Origin of the sequence: Bartonella sp. AP7XZML (assembly GCF_042195745.1) — a bacterium.
Classification (GTDB): Bacteria; Pseudomonadota; Alphaproteobacteria; order Rhizobiales; family Rhizobiaceae; genus Bartonella.
This window is the reverse complement of record NZ_JBHIOT010000095.1, coordinates 1-21,141: the sequence shown is the minus strand read 5'-3', so window position 1 is coordinate 21,141 and position 21,141 is coordinate 1. Positions and strand designations below refer to the sequence as shown.

The following is a 21,141-nucleotide window of genomic DNA, read 5'->3' as shown; positions in this document are numbered from 1 at the left end:
CAAAAGAAAATAATTTAATTGTACATTTTAGGAGTTGATAAATGGGTGCAGCTTTTGTTTTTCCAGGGCAGGGGAGTCAACTTGTTGGTATGGGGAAAGCGCTTGCAGAGCAATTTATTGTCGCACGGATGGTTTTCGAGGAAGTTGATGATGCTTTGGGTGAGAAATTATCAAAGATCATTTTTGAGGGACCAGCAGATGTTTTAACGTTAACAGCAAATGCACAACCGGCATTAATGGCTGTATCTATGGCTGTCATTTGTGTGATGAAACAATTAGGGCTTCGTATAGAAGAAAAGGTAAGGTTTGTTGCTGGTCATTCTTTAGGAGAATATTCGGCTCTTTGTGCTGCTGGTACATTTACTCTCACAGATACGGCAAGACTTTTGCGTATTCGTGGCAATGCTATGCAGGCTGCTGTCGCGGTTGGTGAAGGTTCTATGGCTGCATTAATTGGTTTAGAAGAGTACATTGTGGAAGAAATTTGTGAAACTGTTTCTGGAGAAGGACTATGTCAGATTGCTAATGATAATGGTGGTGGGCAAATTGTTATTTCCGGTAAAGCAAAAGCAGTTGAGGCAGCGGTAGAGATTGCATCAACAAAAGGTGCAAAACGTGCACTTCTTCTTCCTGTTTCTGCACCTTTTCATTCATCTTTAATGCAACCTGCTGCTGATGCCATGAAGAAAGCACTTTTGACTGTTAACAAAATGTCCCCTATTGTTCCTTTGATTGCCAATGTTTCTGTTGCACCTGAGAGCAATCCAGAGCGTATTACTACTCTTCTTGTCCAACAAGTGACTGGGAGGGTGCGATGGCGTGAAACAATAGAATGGATCGCTGCTAATGGAGTTGATACGCTTTTTGAAGTTGGTTCTGGAAAAGTATTAACAGGTTTAACGCGTCGTATTAACAAAGATATAAAGGGGGTAACCATTGGAACAGTTGATGAAATAGAATCAGCGCTAGGTATGCTCGGCGTTTAATCTATAAGGAGTTAAAAAATGTTTAGATTAACAGGACGTAAAGCTCTTGTAACGGGGGCTTCGGGAGGAATTGGTGAGGCAATTGCACGCTGCTTTCATGCACAAGGAGCCATTGTTGGACTTCATGGAACACGCGAAGAAAAGCTTAGAGAAGTGGCGGCAGAATTAGGGCAGAATGTTTTTGTATTCCCCGCTAATCTTTCTGAACGCCAATCGATTAAACAATTGGCTGAAGTTGCAGAAAGAGAAATGGATGGCGTCGATATTTTGGTTAACAATGCGGGAATCACTAGGGATGGTCTTTTTGTGCGTATGCAAGATAAAGACTGGGATGATGTTTTAGAAGTTAACCTAACAGCTGCTTCTCTTTTGACGCGTGAATTAATACATTCTATGATGCGCCGCCGTTATGGAAGGGTTATTAACATTACATCTGTTGTTGGTGTTGTGGGAAACCCTGGACAAACGAATTATTGTGCTGCAAAAGCAGGCTTGATAGGTTTTTCTAAAGCATTGGCACAAGAAATTGCTTCGCGAAACATCACTGTCAATTGTATTGCTCCAGGATTTATTAAATCTGCAATGACAGACAAGCTTAATGAAAAGCAAAAAGAAGCCATTATGGCTGCGATTCCGATGAAGCGTATGGGAAGTGGGCAAGAAATAGCCGCTGCTGCTGTTTATTTAGCAAGCGATGAAGCAGCCTATACGACAGGTCAAACACTCCATATCAATGGTGGAATGGCAATGATTTGAGTATTTATTTTATTCCACATTGATTTATGAGTTGTATTATTTTAGATAGTAACGATTGAAATGGATAGATGCATCTATTTCTTTAATATGGTCGTTGATCAATTGATGTCGGAATGTCAGATTGGTTCATTTTGTAGGGGATATCCACAGGATGTTTTAAATCATTACTAAAATCTTTTAAAGTAATGCATCTATTGCTTGATTAGATGAACCGATATAGTTAACCAAATTATAGGAAATATAAATTCGAGGATTTCAACATGAGTGATACAGTAGAGCGCGTTAAGAAAATTATCGTGGAACATCTTGGGGTTAATGCTGATAAAGTTGTAGAAAATGCAAGCTTTATCGATGATCTAGGGGCTGATAGCCTTGATACGGTTGAACTCGTTATGGCTTTTGAAGAAGAGTTTGGGGTAGAAATTCCAGATGAAGCTGCTGAAACGATTTTTACAGTTGGCGATGCAGTCAAGTTCATTGATAAAGCTTCTGCGTGATTACTAAAGGGCAAAGGCATAAATTGCTTTTGCCTATATTCTTCGGAGCTCTTTTGAAAAGAGAGCTTTGAGAGGTGAAGTTTAGTTCAAGGTTAGAAGTTATGAGACGTGTTGTTGTTACTGGTTTAGGGTTGGTATCTCCATTAGCTGGTAATACTGAATATAGTTGGAAACGACTTCTTGAAGGAAGAAGTGGTGTCCGACGTATCACTGAGTTTGATGTGTCAGATTTGCCATGCCAGATTGCTGCGCGTATCCCCTTAGGGGATGGAACAGAGGGGACTTATAATGCTGATTTGTATATGGAACCTAAAGAGCAACGTAAAGTTGATGCATTTATTGTTTATGCAATGGCAGCTGCTAACCAAGCGCTTGCAGATGCCGAATGGTTTCCTAAGAGTGATGAAGATCAGATTTGTACAGGCGTGTTAATTGGTTCGGGAATTGGGGGAGTTGAGGGTATTGTTGAAGCTGGTTATACGCTTCGTGATAAGGGTCCACGTCGTGTTTCTCCTTTTTTTATTCCAGGTCGTTTGATTAATCTTGCTTCTGGTTATGTGTCTATTCAATATGGTTTACGGGGGCCTAATCATTCTGTTGTAACGGCTTGTTCAACAGGGGCGCATGCGATTGGTGATGCGGCACGTTTGATTATGTTTGGTGATGCAGATGTCATGGTGGCAGGGGGAACCGAATCTCCAATAAATCGGATATCTCTTGCAGGTTTTGCAGCTTGTAGAGCTCTTTCCACTTGTCGCAATGATGATCCTGAACGGGCGTCACGTCCTTATGATACTGATCGTGATGGTTTTGTGATGGGGGAAGGAGCAGCTGTTGTTGTTTTAGAAGAGCTGGAACATGCAAAAAAACGAGGAGCGCGTATTTATGCTGAGGTTATTGGCTATGGTTTATCTGGTGACGCTTACCACATTACAGCGCCTTCAGAAAGTGGTGAAGGGGCTCAGCGTAGTATGATAGCTGCTCTTAAGCGTGCACAAGTGAATGTAAGTGAACTTGATTATATTAATGCTCATGGTACATCTACGATGGCTGATTCCATAGAGCTAGCGGCTGTTGAGCGTGTTTTAGGGAGTTATGCACCACAAGTTTCTATGTCATCAACGAAATCATCTATCGGGCATTTACTTGGTGCAGCCGGTGCTGCTGAGGCTATTTTTTCTATTTTAGCTATACGGGATAATATAGCCCCAGCGACACTTAATCTTGACAATCCATCGATTGAAACGAAAATCGATCTTGTACCACACAAACCGCGTGAACGAAAGATTGATACGATTCTTTCTAATTCTTTTGGATTTGGTGGGACAAATGCATCGTTGGTGATGCGACGTTTTAGGGGATAATAAGTATTTTTATTTAATTTTTGCTTTTGAGTTTTCTACTTTATTATAAGGTGAATAAGAAATTATAATATTATCCTTAATCGCTATTGAGGGGTTATGTCCGATGTGAAAAATGGAAAATCATTAAAGGACGTAAGTGATTCCTCTTCGAATCATTTAGCAGATAGTTATGACATGTTAATACATAAAAAACGAAAGAAATCATCTATCGTCCGTAATCCGTTGGTCATTCTCGGTCATTTTTTTCTTATGCTGATTGTGATTATTCTTTTTGCCATAAGTATTCCTCTTTATATTGGAAAAAGTATTTTTGAAGAAAAGGGAAAAATTGAGGAAGAACAAATTGTTCTTATCCATCCTGGTACCGGAATTCGTGAAATTGCTTCATTGCTAGAAAAACGTGGTTTCATTCGATCATCAGATATTTTTGTTTATGGGGTTGGTTATCACCAAAAAACAACGCATCTGAAGGCTGGTGAATATTTAATTCCAGCTCATGCTTCGATGCAGGATATTATGGATATTCTTGTGAAAGGAAAATCTATAGAGTATACATTTACAGTACCTGAAGGTTTAACGGTTCAGCAAGTTTTCGATCGATTAGCTGCGAATGAAATTTTGATTGGAGACCTTCCAAAAATTTTGCCTCCAGAAGGTTATTTAATGACGGATACTGTTCGTTTTATTCGGGGAACAACGCGTAAAGAGATTGTAAACAGGTTGCGTGAAGGACAGACAAAATTAATTCATGCTATATGGGCTACGCGTTCACCTGATTTACCCATTAAATCAATTGATGAATTTGTTATATTAGCTTCAATTGTTGAGAAAGAAACGGGAATTGCAGCAGAAAGACCAATGGTTGCTGCGGTATTTTATAACCGCCTTACAAAGCATATGCGTCTTCAATCGGATCCAACAGTAATTTATGGTCTCTTCGGAGGAAAAGGAAAACCATCCGGTCGTGCAATTTATCGTTCAGATCTTGAGAAGGAAACACCATATAATACTTATAAAATTAATGGTTTGCCCCCAACGGCTATTGCAAATCCAGGTCGAGATTCTTTAAAAGCGGTGGCACATCCACCAAGCAGTGATGCACTTTATTTTGTTGCTGATGGTTCAGGAGGGCATGTTTTTTCTCGAACTTTAGAGGAACATAATATGAATGTTCGCAAGTGGCGAGAATTAAAGGCAAAACATTGAATTTATAGTGATAACACATCTTTTTGCATCGTAAATGAGAATCCCAATTATAGTAAAATTTTTCTATTTAAACTTTTTATGAGAATGATAAAAAATCATTTTCTTGTCTGTCACAAGTGGGGTTGGCGTATGGAGAAAAATATTTAAGAAAGAAGTGAATATACTGCTAATACCTTATCTCAAAAAAGAGCAGAATAACATTGAGAATTGCTAAGAAAACACATTGATTAGGAGAGAGGTTGAGATAATGTATAATTCAAATTTTGGAGAAACATTTATGAACAAAGTAGAGTGATGTAATGACAGTCTTTGAAAGTAAATTGAGTACTATAAAAATGAATCAACGCCGCGGTTTTTTATTTATTCTCTCTTCGCCTTCAGGTGCTGGTAAATCAACAATTTCTCGATTACTTCTAAAAGAGGGACAATTAGAGCTTTCCGTAAGTATGACTACAAGGAAAAGGCGTCCTAGTGAAGTAGATGGGCTGCATTATTACTTTATTTCAAAAGAAGAGTTTGAATATAAGCGTGATAGGGATGAATTTATTGAGTGGGCAGAAGTTCACGGAAATTATTATGGCACTTTACGTGAAACTGTTGAAAGCGCATTGAATGCTGGCCAAGATATGTTATTTGATATTGATTATCAAGGTACCGAGCAGCTGCAAAAAAAGATGCTAGGAGACACTGTATCTGTTTTTATTCTTCCACCATCAATGAAAGAGCTTGTTTCGCGTTTACATCGTCGAGCAGAAGATAGTCAAGATACTGTCAATTTGCGATTGGAAAATGCACGAACGGAGTTAAAGCATTGGCTTTCTTATGATTATGTTGTGATTAACGAAGATTTAGATCAGTCTTTATCTTTTATTAAATCAATTTATTTAGCTGAAACCGTAAAACGTGAGCGTTGTTCTTATCTTGGCTCTTTTGTTGATGGGCTTATTGCTGAAAAAATCGATAAATGTTGTGATTAAAAAAGGTTTTATAACACAAAGTGCATTTTTTAGAGCACTAGATGCGCTAAAGTTACAAATTCAGAAATCGAGAGCGTTTCAGCACGGCGCGTTCCATCAATTCCAGCTTTTTCTAATAGCTTTTCACCTCCAAGTATTTTGAGATTTTGACGAAGCATTTTTCGTCTTTTCCCAAAGGCGGTTTTTGTGACGAGGCTTAGTTTTTGTGCAGAGCAGGAAAGAGGTTGTATTCGCGGAATAATATGAACAACGGAAGACGTTACTTTAGGTATTGGTATGAAGGCTTGAGGGGGGACATCAAAAGCAATTTTAGCAGTGGTACGCCAGCCAGTTAAGACACTAAGACGTCCATAATGAGTAGATTGAGGTTTAGCTGTAATCCGTTTGGCAACTTCACGTTGAAACATCAATGTCATTGATTCATAAAAAGGAGGCCATGGTTCAGTCAAAAGCCAATTTAATAAGAGTTGTGTCCCAATATTATAGGGAAGATTTGCAATAATGCGCGGTTTTACAGGGCTTGTTTCAAAGAGTTTTGAGAAATCTTGCTTCAGTGCATCATTACAAATAACTTTTAATTTTTTAGGATAGTGTTTTTCTATTTCTAAGAGAGCCGGTATGCAGCGCTCATCGCGTTCTATTGCTGTTACAATGGCACCCTTTGCTAGCAAGGCACGTGTGAGACCTCCGGGACCTGGACCAATTTCAAGAACAGGTTTTCCTTCTATATTGCCTGCTTGATGAGCAATTTTAGATGTTAAATTAAGATCAAAAAGAAAATTCTGCCCCAAAGATTTATGCGCTTGTAATCCATATATATCAATGACCTCACGCAGAGGAGGGAGATTATCTATTGGCATGGTATTAAACTATTTTTTGCAAGTTGATTTGCAAGTTTAAGAGCAGCAATAAAGCTTTCGGGAGAGGCTATCCCTTTATCAGCAATGTCAAAAGCAGTTCCGTGATCTGGAGACGTGCGAATAAAAGGTAGACCTAACGTGACATTAACAGTGCTGTCAAAGTCTAATGTCTTAACAGGGATAAGGGCTTGATCATGATACATACAAATGGCAACGTCATATGCCTTTCTTGCACATTCATGGAACATTGTGTCGGCAGGTAGCGGGCCTGCAATATTGAGTCCTTTCTTTTTAAGATATTCAATAGCAGGAGTGATAACTTCAATATCTTCTTTGCCCATTGCACCTCCTTCTCCAGCATGAGGATTAAGACCAGCAACAGCTAGTCGGGGTGACGTTATTTTAAACCGTGTTTTTAAGTCACATTCAGTAATAAGTACCGTTTGAATAATTAAATCACGGGTAAGCTGTGAAGGAACATTTTTAAATGGAATATGAACAGTTATTGGTACTGTTTTTAATCGAGGTCCTGCTAACATCATAACTGGATGATAGTATTTATGAAAAGCTTTATGGGCTAAATCAGCTAAAAATTCTGTATGACCTGGAAATTGAAAACCGGCATCATAAAGATTCTTTTTTGCAATAGGACAAGTGATAAGTGCACATGCATGGCCATTTTGAATCAATTGAACACAGCGTTTAATTGCTTCAATAATTCCAGCGGCATTATTCGATGAAGGTATACCTAATTGATCACTTTGTTTGTTTTTTAACGGTATGATAGGAAGAGCGTTTTGAAAATTTTTTGCAGGATTATTGCTTAAAACAGATTGCACCTCAACATCAATCTGTAAAAAACGAGCGCGCGAACGAATAACATCTGGATCAGCAAGAAGTACAAAAGGTGGAATTTGGCGCGTAACACGCAAATTCCACGCTTTTAATACTATTTCAGGACCAATTCCGGCAGGATCACCACCGCTAACAATAAGAGCAGCCATTATGAATTTTGAATGCGTGCCACTCGGCGCAGTTCTCCTAAATATTTGTCGCTTAATTCTTCAAGTTTTTGCGGGCTTCTTTTTTTACTATCTTGAAGAGAAAATATCAGTCGAGCGACATAATCATCAGAAACTCTTTTTATTTTGCAGACAGCAATTGCTTCAATTCCATCAGATGTTTCTTGTAATTTTGTCATTTTTCCAGCAGGCGTTTCAAGAATAGCTTGTTCCCATGCATTAGGAAGTTGTGGCTCCAGAAACTTTCCTAAGTGGCGGATAGTAACGTCTAAAATACCTCTTGCTTGATTGTGAGCATTGGCACATCCACGGAAATGTGCGCGAAAATTACTTGCTTCTCTTTGACGTCTTTCAAAGATCTCTGAACGACGATGCGCAGGAATGACAAAAACAATTCGCTGTAATGTATATTCGTTGGTTGAAGGTTTTACACCACCATTTTTTAATATTCTGCGTACAGCTTCTTGTTCGCTAATCATACCTGTTTCAGCTTGATAGCGTGCGCTAACAAGACGCCCCCATCCTATTTGTCCACGGATGTAATCTTTAAAGTGTTGCACTGTGATCTCAGTTTGGATCAGAATCTGGTTGAGCTGATCAATCGTCATATTATTTTGTGTCGCAAAATTCTCAAAAGCTCTATCAACTTCATCATTGCTTACTTCAATATTAAGACGTTTTATTTCAATATTTTTTAGCTTTTCGTCAATAAGCTCTTTTTTAGCCTGTGCCACCAAATTGCCTTGCTTTTGTTGTAATCTAAGAAAAGCAAGGCGTCTTTGTATATCATAATTTGTGATGGGGTTGCCATTAACTGTAACAACAATAGAAGTCTGCGCAAAGACTGTCGGAATCAAAAATCCATTTATTAACAGGCTACTTACGCTCAAAGACGCAATATAAAATAAAGCAAGAAAACGCTTTTTCAATTTATTCATGTAAATAGGCTTTCGCATTGTTTATTAATTCTCATCAACAACTTAAAATACACGCTTTCTTTCATAAAAACAATGATAAGTTAAATGACTGATACATTCCCTTTATAAATTAATCTATCTTTTTTCCGATATCTGCAATCGTACGCAATGAAAGAGAGAAATTAAAGTTTTGCAAGGGTGCTTTCCTGCCTGGATTCGTTACCTGTTGATAACCGAATGTTAACCCGAAACATTCATCCATATAACTCAAGCTAATTCCTCGCTTTATAAATGTACCAGATACTAAATCATAACCGGCGTTGCTATTAATGGACCAATAATCTGCTAATTTAAGTCCTGTTTGAAAAGAAATTTCTTGGCGCTCTTGAGAATATTCATAGTCTGGTTGCTTTGCGATATAGGCATATTGTAGAGCCGCCCAAAAATTTTGCCATTTTTGTGATGCTTCGATTTCACTACGGCGGATTTTTCCTGTTTTTTTGTCAAAGCGTCCACGCGTTTCTAAGGAAAAACCACTTTTATGGGTTGTACCAAACATTGCAACATAGTCTGAACGTTTTGCCTCTAAGCTAGAATGAGTACCGACATTGATAAAGTCCTTTTCTGCAAAAGAATTCTTTCCTGCTAGATGGAAGGATTGTCCAATGAGACCATAAAGAGACCAATTATCATTAAGGCTTCCAGAATATCTTATACCTATATTGGCTCTTGTACCACCTTCTACACGATCATAACCAGAAAATTTGTCTCGTTGAAAGAGAGTGGTTGCATCAAAGACAAAGCTTTGAGCATCTTCATTAGGAATTTGTCCAATATATTGTTCATTATTGCGTATAAAAATTTGTGCAGTTGGTTCTATAATATGTGTAGAATGATCAGCTGTAATGAGGAAGGGATAACGTAGTTCCAACCCTGCTGTTGCCATGCCACGAATTGCTGAACCATGAATTGCGGATAAGGCATTGTTTTCTATAGAATCTGTGTGATTTTCGCTTGCATTGGTTGTAATGATATCAGCTCGTAGAGAGAGAAGAGGGGTTAAGATGAGTCCGTTGTGCGTGTTGAAGCGCTTTTTCCACTGAAGCTCGTTTGTTAAACGCAAACTATTTCCAGCCATACCAGAAAGTTTTACTGTGTTGAGAGGGTTTCCGTTCTGGTCGGGTGAACTGAAGTCAGCATGGCGACGATAAACTGATTGCATATTACTATGGAAGGTAAGCTCTCCATTATAAATGGGTTCATCTGGTGTGAAAAAATAATCGATGCGTGGTAAGACCCACGCTTGCCGAGAGTGACGTTCATAATGAGGATCATTCAATATTGAATCTTGAACTTTAAAATGATAAAAACGCATATCAAAATAATTTTTTCCTGCAAGACCATTCAAATAGATCTGAGAAAGTTGTGTAGGATTGTTATAGTTTTCAAGTTTATAGGCACGACTAAAATGCCGATCTGATTGTGCAAGAATATCCCATCCATAAGTCCAGTGTGAATTAATACGAAAATCCCCCTTTGTCGCCAGCATATAACGGTTTTTATGTTGGGCATCAATCGTATCATTATCAAATCTATGCGGTTTCATTTGATATATATGAGCAAAGCGAATGTTATAACGTCCCGTTTTTAAACGCTGACGCCATTCCCCTTCGGTTAAAAGCCCTTGTTGGGTATAAACCGTAGAAGAAAGGGTAAAATCATAATGGGGGGCGAGATTCCAGAAATAAGAATTCTTTATCCCCATACCGAGATAATCAGTATAAAAAAAATGAGGAGTAAGCAGACCGCTAGCACGCCTGACAGTTGGATCATAGATCTCAAAATTTGGAAATTTTATAATCGGTACACCAAAAACTTCAAAACTGCTATTTTCAAACCGAATTTTTTTGATGTTATTATTCCATATGATCTTTCTTGCTTTAATTTTCCATAGGACGTCTCTATCTGGTTTATAAGAGCAAGGTTCACAGGCTGTATAGGTTGCATTTTCAAAGACTGTTATGTGGTTGTGTTTGCGTGTAGCATTTTGGGCTGAAAAGTGAACATTGTTGGCTGTATCAATACGTAAGGCGTTTACAAAACCCTCGCCAAGATCTTTGGTCATATCAATTTGGTTGGAATAAATTTTATTACCATCCTTTTGAGTAATTTCAACGTTCCCTTGTGCTATAAGCCGTCCTGTTTTTTGATTGTAAATAATTTTTTGAGCGACAACTTTATTGCCATCATATTCGATTTGAACATTACCGTGTGCAGAAACAGTGTTTTCATCACGATTGTAGATGAGTTCATCCGCAGAGAGCAAAAGAGGAGGTTCCGGATTTTGAATGCGACTTTGAGAAGGAGATAGAAGGCTTTGAGCGTGCGCACAATAAGACAAAGCACTTCCTAAAATAACCCCCACAACACTTTTAAAAGCGAGAGCACTTAATTTTGTTAAAATAGTTTTTTTAAGTGTTAATGCTTTCACTTAGCCATCCTCTTTATGAAGTAAAAAAGAGATTCCTAAGAATAACGCAATAACAACGGGTGTCCAAGCTGCAATAATTGGTGGAATATATCCAGCATTACCGAAAGCTTGAACAAGTACGGAAATAACATAAAGCATAAACCCAGCTATTACGCCACCAAGAATCAACATTCTAGATTGCCCAAAACGTGTAAAATTTAAAGATACAGTTGCTGCAATGAGGGTCATTGCCACAAGCAATGCCGGTAATGCAATCAAAGATTGGAAATACATATCAAAATTATTAGCAGAATAGCCAAATGAACGTGCAATCATAATTTTTTTTGGCAATTGGTAAAATGGAATAGTTGCGGGATTCACTAAACGTTCCGTTAAAAATTCAGGTTTTAGATTGGTTTTTATTTGCAACACGGTAAATTTTTCAGGAGGATGCCCTATTTTATAGATTGTTCCATTTGTTAATAGCCAAAATCCATTAGTCAAGGTTGCTTTTGGGGCGTTAATCCAATTTTTAACGGTTGCATTGTCATTGTATTGTACAAAGGTGGCATCGAGAAGAGAAAGTCCTTGATCGGTGATAGATTTAGCACCAATGGTTGTTCTGCCTAAATTTGTACGTTGTGTTAACCAGTGGATACTTGTATTGTGAAGAGGTGTTAGTACATTGTGATTGCGCCATTCAGTCATCTTTTTTTCTGCTTGAGAAAATCCCCATGCAGCAAGTGGATTAATGAGAAGAATTGAAAATAATCCTAAAAGAAAAGCTCCAAAACAAGCTGGCATAAGAAATTGCCATGCAGAAACACCGATTGAACGAGTCACCACAAGTTCAAGTTTTTTGTTGAGCGAGATAAGCGTTGCCATTGCAGAAAAGAGTGCAATGAAAGGGATAAGTTGTTGCATGATAAAAGGGATGCGTAAAACAGAGAGGAAAAATGCATCTTTTGCTGTATAATGCGGAAGGGAAGATAGCCTACCGGAATTCTCTGTGAAATCGATTAAAAGAGCAAGAACAAAAATGCTTCCCCAGAAATAACAAGTTATTTTAAGATAACGTATAAAAAAATATCGTCCAAGTGTCCACCCAATCATGATATTTCATCCGAGGAATCTTGAGATTTTCGATGTTCAAATTTGTTCATTATTTTTTGAAAAGCGATTTGAAGTATCTCATTAACTTTTGTGGGAAGCCCAATTTTATGATTCGTTAAAAGCATAAAAAAGACAAATGCACTTGTTCCTATAGGTATAATATAAAGGAGAGGAACGTATGCAAGATCGCTTTTTGCTTTTTCTGCGAAAAAATATCCTATCCAATACACCAGAAAAGAAAGGGCAATTGCCGAGATATTTGCGGAATGACGAGCTTGTCGATGGGAGCGTACATCCCCTGCTGCTGCTAATGCAATAAGTGAAAAAACAATAGGGTAGAGCCATTGTGTTAATCTGCGGTGAAATTCAGCTTTATATTGGAGTGGTTTTCGTTGATAGTAGGGATCTTTTGGGTCAGGGTTTTGTAAATAAGAAAGAGACCGATCTTTTGGATAAAGAGTAGGTGTTTTATCACTAGGGATAAACTCTCCTAGGCTAAAAGTATATGAGCTAAATTGCACGATTGAAACACTGTTATTTTGATGATTGACTCTTTCTATTTCACCGTTATTGAGAACCAGAAAACTGCCGTTTTTATTGCTCACAATGGATGCGTCTGTTGCATAATAAAAAAGATCAGTCTTAGGATCACGCTGGTCGGCAATGAAAAGGCGTTCAAGTGTTCCATTTGGATTTCGTTCACCAATTTCTATGTAAAGGTTATTGGCGAGTTTTTGGAAGCTCCCTTCACTAATGAATAGATTAATAAGATCAAAATGAGCGCTTGCTAGCATTTGTCGCATATGAAGACGCGCTTGAGGAACAACAAAATTAGCTATAGAAAAGGAGATACAGGATGCAACAATAGCAAGAAGAAGGATAGGTTTCCAAACAATACTTTTAGGAAAACCAGAGGCATTGATGACAGCAAGTTCTGAGTCTTGATGCATTGCTGAGAGGATGGTTGTAATTGCGATAACTAATGCAAACGGAATGACAACAAAAATAACAGAAGGAACCAATGAGAGTGAAAATTGTAAGACTGTGAGGAGTGTTTGTTTACTTGTTGTGAGAAAGTTTATCCGTGCAAGAATTTGTATAGTCCAACTAACGCCCACTGCTGCAATCATGACAGAACTAAACAAAACAAGGACACGTTTCAGGATGTAGAACTCAATAATACGCATAAATTGGGGAAAATCCTCAGTTTTTAATTCGATAGCAAATATTCTTACTGCTTTCGGTTAAAATGTAATAAAGTTTGAAAAAATATCCTTTCATGAATTGGATATTTTTACCAAATAAATAATATAAAATTGCCTATGAGGTCCTCTTTAAATTTTCCGTACATTATATTTTATTTTCAACTATAGTCTACAAAGAATCTAGAAAATAACTTAAAAAACTTTTTTATTAACGTTGAAGATAAAAATTTTTGTCTTTTAAAGACACGTGCAAAAAGATAATGCATCTCAATCAAAAAAGAGGGTTTATATCTTGAACCGTTTCCTTTGTATTAGGGATATAGAAGTTTTTTTAAAAAGATGTTAGCTTTTTATAAAGAATGATGAAGGCTTAAGAGATTGGATATTTTATTCTATCATTTGACGCAGTCAACGCTGAAGGATATTTTGCCGACGCTTGTGGAGCGTGCATTGGCTCGTTTTGGTAAAGTAACAATACAGTGTGTGAGTAAAGAACAACGCGATTCTATAGATATACATTTATGGGTTTATACTGATGAATCATTTATTGGACATGGAACGGAGTGTGATCAATATCCAAACTTTCAGCCTGTATTTCTTACGACAGGACAAGAAAATCCGAATGATTCAAAGATTCGTTTTCTCATAGAGGGAGCTGTTTGTTCGGATATTGATGCTTATCAACGGCTTGTCGTGATATTTGATGGTAGAAGTGAAGAGCAGTTGAATCTCGTTCGTGCACAGTGGAAAAAATATAAAATGGAAAATCATAATTTAACGTATTGGCAACAGACTGAAGATCGTCGCTGGGAAAAACAGGTTTAATGCGTCTTGTATCTATTGTTCTGATTTTTATAGGATTACTGGGAATAGTAAATCCTGCACTTTTTATTACGGAAGGCTCAGGGGGAGGGCGTTGGGTTTTTATTGTGATTTTTCTTTTAGGCATGTTAAATATATGGACTATAATTAAAAAAACGAAACGCCATAATGATAATTATTGATCGAATTTTGCTTGTTTTATGGGCTGTGATGTTGGCCTTCTTTTGCGTTTCATGGTTGGGGACAACGCATATCTTATCAGAAATGTTTGCTGTTTCTTATATAAGCAATATTGCAGATTTTTTATTTTTCTTTTTGAGTGCCTTGTTCGCGGGAATATTGTGGTGGAAAATACCTCAACCCCTGTCTTTAAAAATGAAACTGGCAGCATTTTTGCTGCCAGTACTTATTTTATTCTTCTTTATTATATTTTAGTTGGATATTTCATCATCTGTAAATCCGACGAAGCAAATCAGTGAAATAAAAGAAGCAAGAAGCAAATAATAGCCGATATAAGATGTATCAAAATGTTGTACCAGATATTCTGCAATATAAGGCGCAAGAGAGGCTCCTACGATACCCGATAAGTTGAAAGTAATAGAAGAACCAGTATATCGAATTGCTGTTGGGTATGGTGAAGCCAAAACAGCACCAAGAGGACTGTATATCATCCCCATGATAGACAAACCGATAACAGACATTGCAAGGACTCCTATAACTCCAGAATTTAAGAAATAAGGAATTGCAAAAGAATAGATACCGGTGATGATTGTAACCCAAATCATCAAAGTTCGACGTCTAATACGATCAGCGAGTTTTCCAGTGATGACAGTAAAAATTCCACAGAAAATAGCACCAACAATTTCGACTTGAAGAGCTTGATGAAATGGCAATTGCAGATGGTTTGTTGAGTAGCTTAACAAATATGCAGTGACCAAGTAAAACAAAACAAATGTTGCCATACCAGAAAATATTCCAAGAAATAGGATTCGTGGACATTTTAAAAAGACATCGATGATAGGAACTTTGACACGTTCTTTACTTTCAAGAGTTTTTTTGAATTGAACAGTTTCATTGATTGAAAGACGGACCCATAATCCTATAATCATAAAAATAACTGAAGCAATAAAAGGAATGCGCCATCCCCAAGCTAAAAGTTCTTCATGATCAAGGAAATGCAACAGACCTAAATAAACGGCAATAGATAAAAATAAACCGATTGGAACACCCAATTGGGGGAACATCGCGTACCAGCCGCGCTTTTCTGGAGGGGCATTTTCTGTTGCGAGCAAAACAGCTCCTCCCCATTCTCCTCCTAATCCCATTCCCTGTCCAATACGGCACAAGGTCAAGAGGAAAGGGGCAAACCATCCAGCGGTTTCATAAGTAGGAAGAAAACCAATAATGACTGTTGAAAGACCCATTGTGAGAAGAGAAGCAATAAGTGTTGCTTTTCTTCCAATTTTATCTCCAAAATGTCCAAAAACAATTGATCCAAAGGGCCGAGCAAAAAAGGCCGCTCCAAAGATCAGGAAAGATTGTAAAATGGCAATCTGATCATTTTGTGTTGGAAAAAACACATGAGGAAATATGAGAGCTGCGGCAGTGGCAAAGACATAGAAATCAAAGAATTCAATTGTTGGGCCAATAAGGCTTGCAAACAAAATGCGACGAGGGGAATTTCTGTTGCTTGTAGCTTTCATTTCTGAGTTTATAGACATGAATAGAATGTCCCTTTCAGTATATGACAAATCAAATGACGAGTTAACTGACTATAACTATAGAAATTTCAAATCAGTGTCGAGTCAATATTATGACACTTCGTTATATATTAGAACAATGATTATGGACTGATGAGTATGAATAAGTGGTGTATATATTATCCATATTGAATAAAATAAAGACACTGCTTTAAATGCTGTAGAAGATGGCAATAGGTGGCCATAAACGCAGCTCTCATTCACATTGCTGTTTCCTTTAAAGTTTAATGCCATTTTTATCTATTAAGGAATCAATCTTATTCGTAGATCAGTGTTTAGTGTCTCAAAATATTAAAAATATTTTTCATGGATGCAATTATAACACTTTTAAAGTGTATCTAAAACAAATTAAATCTTTTAGTTGTGCATGCATTTTAAAACACATGGTGTATATTTGATCTGTCAGAGCTTAATCCATCGAATGCTTTGCTATCTTAAAAGACATGAGGTTGAGCAATTACGTTGTGTTGTTTTGATCTATGCACTTTTTTCTAAATGGGAGAATTTAAATTTAAAATTATGGAGTGTAAATAATGCAACGCAAATTGAAATTAAGTTTTTGTGCGGTAATGGCCAGTGGTTTTTTTGTCAAGATTGCGAGTGCATATGGAGTAGCTACACCAAGAGAAAAGTTATTAACACCAGTAAGTATCAGTGAACACCTAGAAGAGACAAGAAAGTTGTTATCGGAAGTGAGGGGACTAAAAGAAAAAAAGGGGGGATCAAAAAAGATAGAGAATAAACAGACAGTAGAAGGAAGTGATCTTTCAGAAGAGGAAAGGAAGAGATTAGAAAAGCTATTCTTTGAAGTACTCACAAATTCAATAATAAGCGATGGTGCTACGATCTATATTACTAACCGTGACTCTGAAGGTTCTGAAATAAATAGCTTTAACTATAAAGATGCAGCTTATTCCATTAATAATACGGTTAGAGAAGGGGGAAAACTCTACATTGATGCAGCAAGTGTTAGCAGGGATACGACAATTGAGCATGGTGGGATTGAGTTTGTCCAAAACTTGAGCAGTTCGGAATATGCCGCTGTTAAAAAAGGGGGGAAACAAATTGTTGAGAGTGGTGCAAATGCAGAAGGGGCTCAAATCCATGGCGGTGAGCAGATTATTTTTGGTAAGGGGTTTCTTGGGGATGGTTTGTCGCGTGAAGATAAGGCAAGTAGTGCTTATGGCACTGAAATTCATGCTGCAGATGGAATGCTAGGAATACAAAGTGTCTATAGTGGGGGGATGGCTGTTGACACAAAGATTATGGAAGGTGGTGTCCAGAATCTTGATGGTAAAGAGAATTTTCATAACGGTTTCTCAGAAGATGCTGATACAGCCGATATAAAAGATGAAGATTTTACAATTAATGAGGGGGCTTTTGCACTGAGTACCGAACTTTTTAAAAATGGTATGCAGAATATCTTTGCAGGAGGGAATGCGAGCGAAGTTACTTTATACGATAGAGCTACTCAGAAGATATATGATTCTGGATACGTGGATAATCTAACAATTAATCATCAAGCACAATCATGGGTTTTTGCCGGTGCGATATTAGATAAGGATACAAATGTTAATGATTTTGGCAACCTCTATCTCTATGCTGGAAATGGTGAAGCTGTTACGGAAGTAGAAAATCTTAATTTAAATGGAGAAGATAGCAAACTATACATTATTGCGTCTGAAGATAACGGCAAAAAAACTGAGATTAATGTTAAGAATTTAAAAGGAAATGGGAGAGTTATTTTTACGTCTTTAGGGACTAATAAGCATTATTCACAGCTTAATATCGATGATCTTTCAGGTTCTTTACATTTCGATTTTAATGTCAATTTTGCCAAGCAGCTTAGTGATTATCTTGTGATTAAAAAAAGGGGCTCTGGTTCTCACACAATAAGTGTGGCTGATTCTGGGCGTGAAATTACAAATTCTTCTTACAAAAAGCTTAAATTAATTACTGATCGCAGCGGAAATGCCCATTTTACTCTGACAAACACTTTTGGTGAAAAAATCGGAACTGTTGATGCCGGAACCTATCGGTACAGTTTGAAACATAGAAACAATAAGGGTACTGGTAAAATTTGGTACTTAGATGCAAACCACACCATTGATGAGACAACTTCTCAAGTTTTTGATAGAGTATTGAAACCATATACTGGTTCATCAAGTGATTTACTTACAGAACTCACAATTGATCAAGGAACAACTGTTTCTATTGCAGATCCTAGCTTTGACACGAGTAGCAAGGAAGTTGATAGCAATGGAGAAACTTCAATTAGTAATACAGTTAAAGATGGTGGAAAGCTTTCCGTTTATAGCGGTGGTTTTAGCTTGTATACGACAATTCAAAGAGGTGGCACTGAGCTTATTAAAACACAGGGTCTTTCACAGGATACTATTGTTCATAAAGGTGGGCAACAAAAGGTTAAAGAGGGGGGAAAAGCTGAAGGGGCTAAAATTTACGGAGGTGAGCAATTTGTTTCAGGAAAGTCTGATATCAAAGGTGAGATGGTAAGAAGCAGTGCCTATGACACTATCGTTTCTGGTAAAAATGGAGTGTTAGGATACCAGAATGTGTATGATGATGGAGAGGTTTTTAGCACAAAGATCATGGAAGGAGGGGTACAAAATCTTTTTGTGGAAGAAGATCTAGACCATTATAGCAGTTTTGCCTTTGATACGAAGGTCTTTTCTGGTGGACAGCAACATGTTTTAGCGGGAGGAATCGCGATTGGCGTTCTTTTAGAAGGAACTGCTTTTCAGGCAATAGATTTAGGAGGTTATGTAAAAGATTTAACCGTTAAGGATCAAGCACAATCGTGGTTACATGGTGGCGCAACATTGGAAGGAAAGACAACGGTTAATGATTCTGGACGGATTTATCTTTATGCTGGTGCAGAGCAATCTCGTACTGAAGTAGAAAAAATTGTCTTAAATGGTAGAGATACAAAATTGTACGCGATTGCCTCTAATATAGATGGTGAAAGTTCTTTGATTGAGAATCTGAGTGGGAATGGTCGTGTTATTTTTACTTCTACCGTGTTTAATCCACATTACTCTAAACTTGAGATCAATGATCTTTCAGGGAGTTTACATTTTAGGTTGCATACTAATTTTGCAGAACAGCGCGGTGATTATCTTCTGATAAAACAAGGATCAGGTAATCACACCATAAGTGTTACCGATTCTGGTGTTGAAATTACCAATTCTCCTCTACAAGATCAGAATTTAGTTTTGGAGCTTGATTTAATTCATGTTCAAAGCGGAAATGCGCATTTTACTCTGACAGATTTTTCTGGTGAAGAGACGAGTACGATTGATGGTGGAGCCTACATGTATGGCTTAAAGACAAAAGATGATAATGGGGGAAAGACTTGGTCTTTGGCTACATCACAAATAACTTCTGCTCCTGTAATTCCTTCACCTCATGTGGAGTCGCCTATAGATAAGCTTCCTGAAAAAGAAGAAAATATGACATCGGCAAAAGATTTTAGTATCTCTGATGTAATTCATTACAGCATTGGGGAAGGAGGAGGAATTCTACAAAGCTCTTTGCTCGGTGATGATAACGTAGTTTATGTCTCTGATGATGGAGAGCAAGGTGTTCTTAAGAAGTCTATTAATAATACAATTCAGGGATCAGGAAGACTTTATGTTGAAGCTGGTGGTTTCAGTAAAAATACAACCATTGAAAATGGTGGTACTGAGATTGTAGGGGAACAGGGGGTCTCAGAATCTACGATTATTTACGAGGGTGGAAAACAAAAAGTGGAGGGGGGAGGCTCTGCATTGAGAGCTGAAATTTATGGTGGGGAGCAGCTTGTTTTCGGAAATGGTTATGTAAATGGTGGAATTGTGGGGAGCAGTGCTTATAACACGACACTTTATGGTCAAGGTGATACGCCGGGACAGCAGAATGTATATGATGATGGGATGGCTGTGGGAACAAAAGTGATGAGTGGAGGAGTACAAACTCTTGCTAAGTGGTTTCCTAATGATGATAACTTTGCAGAAAAAGCCGGCGGTTTAGCTGTAAATGCTGAAATCTTTTCAGAGGGTGTGCAGCGTGTTTTAGCAGGAGGTGAAGCAAATACAGTCATTTTACGCACTGGTGGTGTTCAAAAAGTCTATGCTGGTAGCATTGTAAAAAATCTAACGATTGAAGGTAATGCTAATTCATGGATTTCTCCTGGTGCAATATTAGGAGGAGAAATAAAAGTTCAGGATTTTGGTGGGCTCCATCTTGATGCTGGAGATAATGGTCAACAAACTATAGTAGAAAACATTGAATTAAACGGAGAAGACGCTCAATTATACTCCGTTGCTCGTGGGTTTGACGATAAAAGTACACACATTCAGCAGTTAAGCGGTGTAGGAAAAGTCATTTTTACTTCTACAGAATCCGATTTACATTACTCTAAGCTTTATATTGATAATCTTTTGGGGAGTCTACATTTCGATTTTAATGTCAGCCTTGCAGAAGGAGAAGGTGATTATCTCTTTATCAAAAATGGCCGTGGTTCTCACACAATAAATATTTTAGATTCCGGTATTGAAATTGTTGATCCTTCTTCAACAGAACTTGATTTAATTGTTGATCAAAGTGGAGGCGCACATTTTACCCTGAGAAGCTTTTCTGGTGCAAATGTTAAAACTATTGATGGCGGAACCTATACGTATGGTTTAAAACAGAGAATTGATGAGGATGGGGGTGAAAAAGTTTGGTATTTATCTGCAGTATTTATTGATAATGTTTCATTTCTCAACAGTTTACCACGTAGTAGAAGCAGATCTATGCGGCATTTAAATCAAAATCAATCAGTTTCTTCTCTTTCAACGATTACAGCACCACAAGAGCATGCTATTAAATTGCCACGTCGAAGAAAAAACCGCCAAAACTTAAGGCAAAAATCTCAGGCTTCTGTATCTCCAACTATTTCCTCTCTTGGAAGTCACGTTATTGAAGTCTTAGGTTCAGGAAGTTCTCATCCTCTTTCTGATGAAAAACAACAAACTGCTGTTTCAACCTCTTCTCAATCTTTAGCCGATCAAATGATTGTGCGTCCAGTTCATAAAGAACATCCTTTTCCACAATTGAGTGAGAATCTTTCAGTTTCTCACTTTTTGACCACTCCCTCTACAGATGCGGTATTGTCTATGTCTGCGGCTCCAGCGATGATTTTTCAC

At 37.7% G+C, this 21,141-nt stretch carries 17 protein-coding genes; 10 read left to right on the top strand and 7 right to left on the bottom strand.

The window, feature by feature from the left end; genetic code table 11:
* Positions 1-41: 41 nt before the first annotated feature.
* From fabD to gmk, 6 genes are all read left to right on the top strand, one after another.
* Positions 42-986 carry an ACP S-malonyltransferase gene (fabD, locus tag ACFILT_RS07140; RefSeq protein ID WP_375679035.1) on the top strand — a complete coding sequence of 315 codons (945 nt, stop codon included), beginning with the start codon at positions 42-44 and terminating at the stop codon, positions 984-986.
* Between the two features lie 18 nt (positions 987-1,004).
* Positions 1,005-1,742, top strand: a complete 738-nt coding sequence (fabG, locus tag ACFILT_RS07135) for a 3-oxoacyl-[acyl-carrier-protein] reductase (protein WP_375679036.1) — start codon at positions 1,005-1,007, stop codon at positions 1,740-1,742.
* 260 nt (positions 1,743-2,002) lie between these two features.
* Complete coding sequence (locus ACFILT_RS07130; RefSeq protein WP_004860281.1) at positions 2,003-2,239, top strand: acyl carrier protein; 237 nt, start codon at positions 2,003-2,005, stop codon at positions 2,237-2,239.
* A gap of 101 nt (positions 2,240-2,340) precedes the next feature.
* Entirely contained in the window at positions 2,341-3,603 is a 1,263-nt protein-coding gene (fabF, locus tag ACFILT_RS07125; protein WP_375622331.1) for a beta-ketoacyl-ACP synthase II, read from the top strand.
* 96 nt (positions 3,604-3,699) lie between these two features.
* Positions 3,700-4,809 carry an endolytic transglycosylase MltG gene (gene mltG / locus ACFILT_RS07120; protein WP_375611236.1) on the top strand — a complete coding sequence of 370 codons (1,110 nt, stop codon included), beginning with the start codon at positions 3,700-3,702 and terminating at the stop codon, positions 4,807-4,809.
* Between the two features lie 299 nt (positions 4,810-5,108).
* The gene (gene gmk / locus ACFILT_RS07115) at positions 5,109-5,786 is read left to right on the top strand and encodes a guanylate kinase (protein ID WP_375652280.1); all 678 of its coding nucleotides are present in this window, start codon (positions 5,109-5,111) and stop codon (positions 5,784-5,786) included.
* 29 nt (positions 5,787-5,815) lie between these two features.
* Here gmk and rsmA read toward each other — a convergent pair whose 3' ends face one another.
* The 6 genes from rsmA to lptF form a co-directional block, all read right to left on the bottom strand.
* Positions 5,816-6,646 carry a 16S rRNA (adenine(1518)-N(6)/adenine(1519)-N(6))-dimethyltransferase RsmA gene (rsmA, locus tag ACFILT_RS07110; protein WP_375679820.1) on the bottom strand — a complete coding sequence of 277 codons (831 nt, stop codon included), beginning with the start codon at positions 6,644-6,646 and terminating at the stop codon, positions 5,816-5,818.
* A complete protein-coding gene (pdxA, locus tag ACFILT_RS07105) occupies positions 6,637-7,650 on the bottom strand; it encodes a 4-hydroxythreonine-4-phosphate dehydrogenase PdxA (RefSeq protein ID WP_273791070.1) in 1,014 nt (337 codons plus the stop codon). The genes rsmA and pdxA overlap by 10 nt, the downstream gene beginning before the upstream one ends.
* Complete coding sequence (locus ACFILT_RS07100; RefSeq protein ID WP_375612927.1) at positions 7,650-8,606, bottom strand: SurA N-terminal domain-containing protein; 957 nt, start codon at positions 8,604-8,606, stop codon at positions 7,650-7,652. The genes pdxA and ACFILT_RS07100 overlap by 1 nt, the downstream gene beginning before the upstream one ends.
* Before the next feature lie 109 nt (positions 8,607-8,715).
* Complete coding sequence (locus ACFILT_RS07095) at positions 8,716-11,076, bottom strand: LPS-assembly protein LptD (protein ID WP_375679819.1); 2,361 nt, start codon at positions 11,074-11,076, stop codon at positions 8,716-8,718.
* A complete protein-coding gene (gene lptG, locus ACFILT_RS07090; RefSeq protein WP_375645472.1) occupies positions 11,077-12,168 on the bottom strand; it encodes an LPS export ABC transporter permease LptG in 1,092 nt (363 codons plus the stop codon).
* Positions 12,165-13,355, bottom strand: a complete 1,191-nt coding sequence (gene lptF / locus ACFILT_RS07085) for an LPS export ABC transporter permease LptF (RefSeq protein WP_375679041.1) — start codon at positions 13,353-13,355, stop codon at positions 12,165-12,167. Before lptF ends, lptG begins: the two co-directional genes overlap by 4 nt.
* A 396-nt stretch (positions 13,356-13,751) precedes the next feature.
* Here lptF and ACFILT_RS07080 point away from each other — a divergent pair, with 396 nt between their 5' ends.
* From ACFILT_RS07080 to ACFILT_RS07070, 3 genes are read left to right on the top strand one after another with little or no spacing between them, the layout of a single operon-like run.
* Complete coding sequence (locus ACFILT_RS07080; protein ID WP_375612923.1) at positions 13,752-14,198, top strand: DNA polymerase III subunit chi; 447 nt, start codon at positions 13,752-13,754, stop codon at positions 14,196-14,198.
* Positions 14,198-14,377 carry a hypothetical protein gene (locus tag ACFILT_RS07075; RefSeq protein WP_375611245.1) on the top strand — a complete coding sequence of 60 codons (180 nt, stop codon included), beginning with the start codon at positions 14,198-14,200 and terminating at the stop codon, positions 14,375-14,377. Before ACFILT_RS07080 ends, ACFILT_RS07075 begins: the two co-directional genes overlap by 1 nt.
* On the top strand, positions 14,364-14,630 hold the full coding sequence (locus tag ACFILT_RS07070; protein WP_375679042.1) for a hypothetical protein: 267 nt from the start codon (positions 14,364-14,366) through the stop codon (positions 14,628-14,630). The genes ACFILT_RS07075 and ACFILT_RS07070 overlap by 14 nt, the downstream gene beginning before the upstream one ends.
* Here ACFILT_RS07070 and ACFILT_RS07065 read toward each other — a convergent pair.
* Positions 14,627-15,916: an MFS transporter gene (locus tag ACFILT_RS07065; protein WP_375679043.1), complete on the bottom strand. Its 1,290-nt coding sequence runs from the start codon at positions 15,914-15,916 to the stop codon at positions 14,627-14,629. The two genes, ACFILT_RS07070 and ACFILT_RS07065, sit on opposite strands and share 4 nt — an antisense overlap.
* Before the next feature lie 572 nt (positions 15,917-16,488).
* On the opposite strand from ACFILT_RS07065, the gene ACFILT_RS07060 reads away from it, so the two are divergent.
* A partial coding sequence (locus tag ACFILT_RS07060) for a pertactin-like passenger domain-containing protein (RefSeq protein WP_375679817.1) occupies positions 16,489-21,141 on the top strand: 4,653 nt, incomplete at its 3' end.

Excerpts from the sequence above, each read along its gene's own strand:
- fabD (WP_375679035.1), top strand. The coding sequence starts at position 42 with ATGGGTGCAGCTTTTGTTTTTCCAGGGCAGGGGAGTCAACTTGTTGGT.
- fabG (WP_375679036.1), top strand. The coding sequence starts at position 1,005 with ATGTTTAGATTAACAGGACGTAAAGCTCTTGTAACGGGGGCTTCGGGA.
- ACFILT_RS07130 (WP_004860281.1), top strand. The coding sequence starts at position 2,003 with ATGAGTGATACAGTAGAGCGCGTTAAGAAAATTATCGTGGAACATCTT.
- fabF (WP_375622331.1), top strand. The coding sequence starts at position 2,341 with ATGAGACGTGTTGTTGTTACTGGTTTAGGGTTGGTATCTCCATTAGCT.
- mltG (WP_375611236.1), top strand. The coding sequence starts at position 3,700 with ATGTCCGATGTGAAAAATGGAAAATCATTAAAGGACGTAAGTGATTCC.
- gmk (WP_375652280.1), top strand. The coding sequence starts at position 5,109 with ATGACAGTCTTTGAAAGTAAATTGAGTACTATAAAAATGAATCAACGC.
- rsmA (WP_375679820.1), bottom strand. The coding sequence starts at position 6,646 with ATGCCAATAGATAATCTCCCTCCTCTGCGTGAGGTCATTGATATATAT.
- pdxA (WP_273791070.1), bottom strand. The coding sequence starts at position 7,650 with ATGGCTGCTCTTATTGTTAGCGGTGGTGATCCTGCCGGAATTGGTCCT.
- ACFILT_RS07100 (WP_375612927.1), bottom strand. The coding sequence starts at position 8,606 with ATGAATAAATTGAAAAAGCGTTTTCTTGCTTTATTTTATATTGCGTCT.
- lptG (WP_375645472.1), bottom strand. The coding sequence starts at position 12,168 with ATGATTGGGTGGACACTTGGACGATATTTTTTTATACGTTATCTTAAA.
- lptF (WP_375679041.1), bottom strand. The coding sequence starts at position 13,355 with ATGCGTATTATTGAGTTCTACATCCTGAAACGTGTCCTTGTTTTGTTT.
- ACFILT_RS07075 (WP_375611245.1), top strand. The coding sequence starts at position 14,198 with ATGCGTCTTGTATCTATTGTTCTGATTTTTATAGGATTACTGGGAATA.
- ACFILT_RS07070 (WP_375679042.1), top strand. The coding sequence starts at position 14,364 with ATGATAATTATTGATCGAATTTTGCTTGTTTTATGGGCTGTGATGTTG.
- ACFILT_RS07065 (WP_375679043.1), bottom strand. The coding sequence starts at position 15,916 with ATGTCTATAAACTCAGAAATGAAAGCTACAAGCAACAGAAATTCCCCT.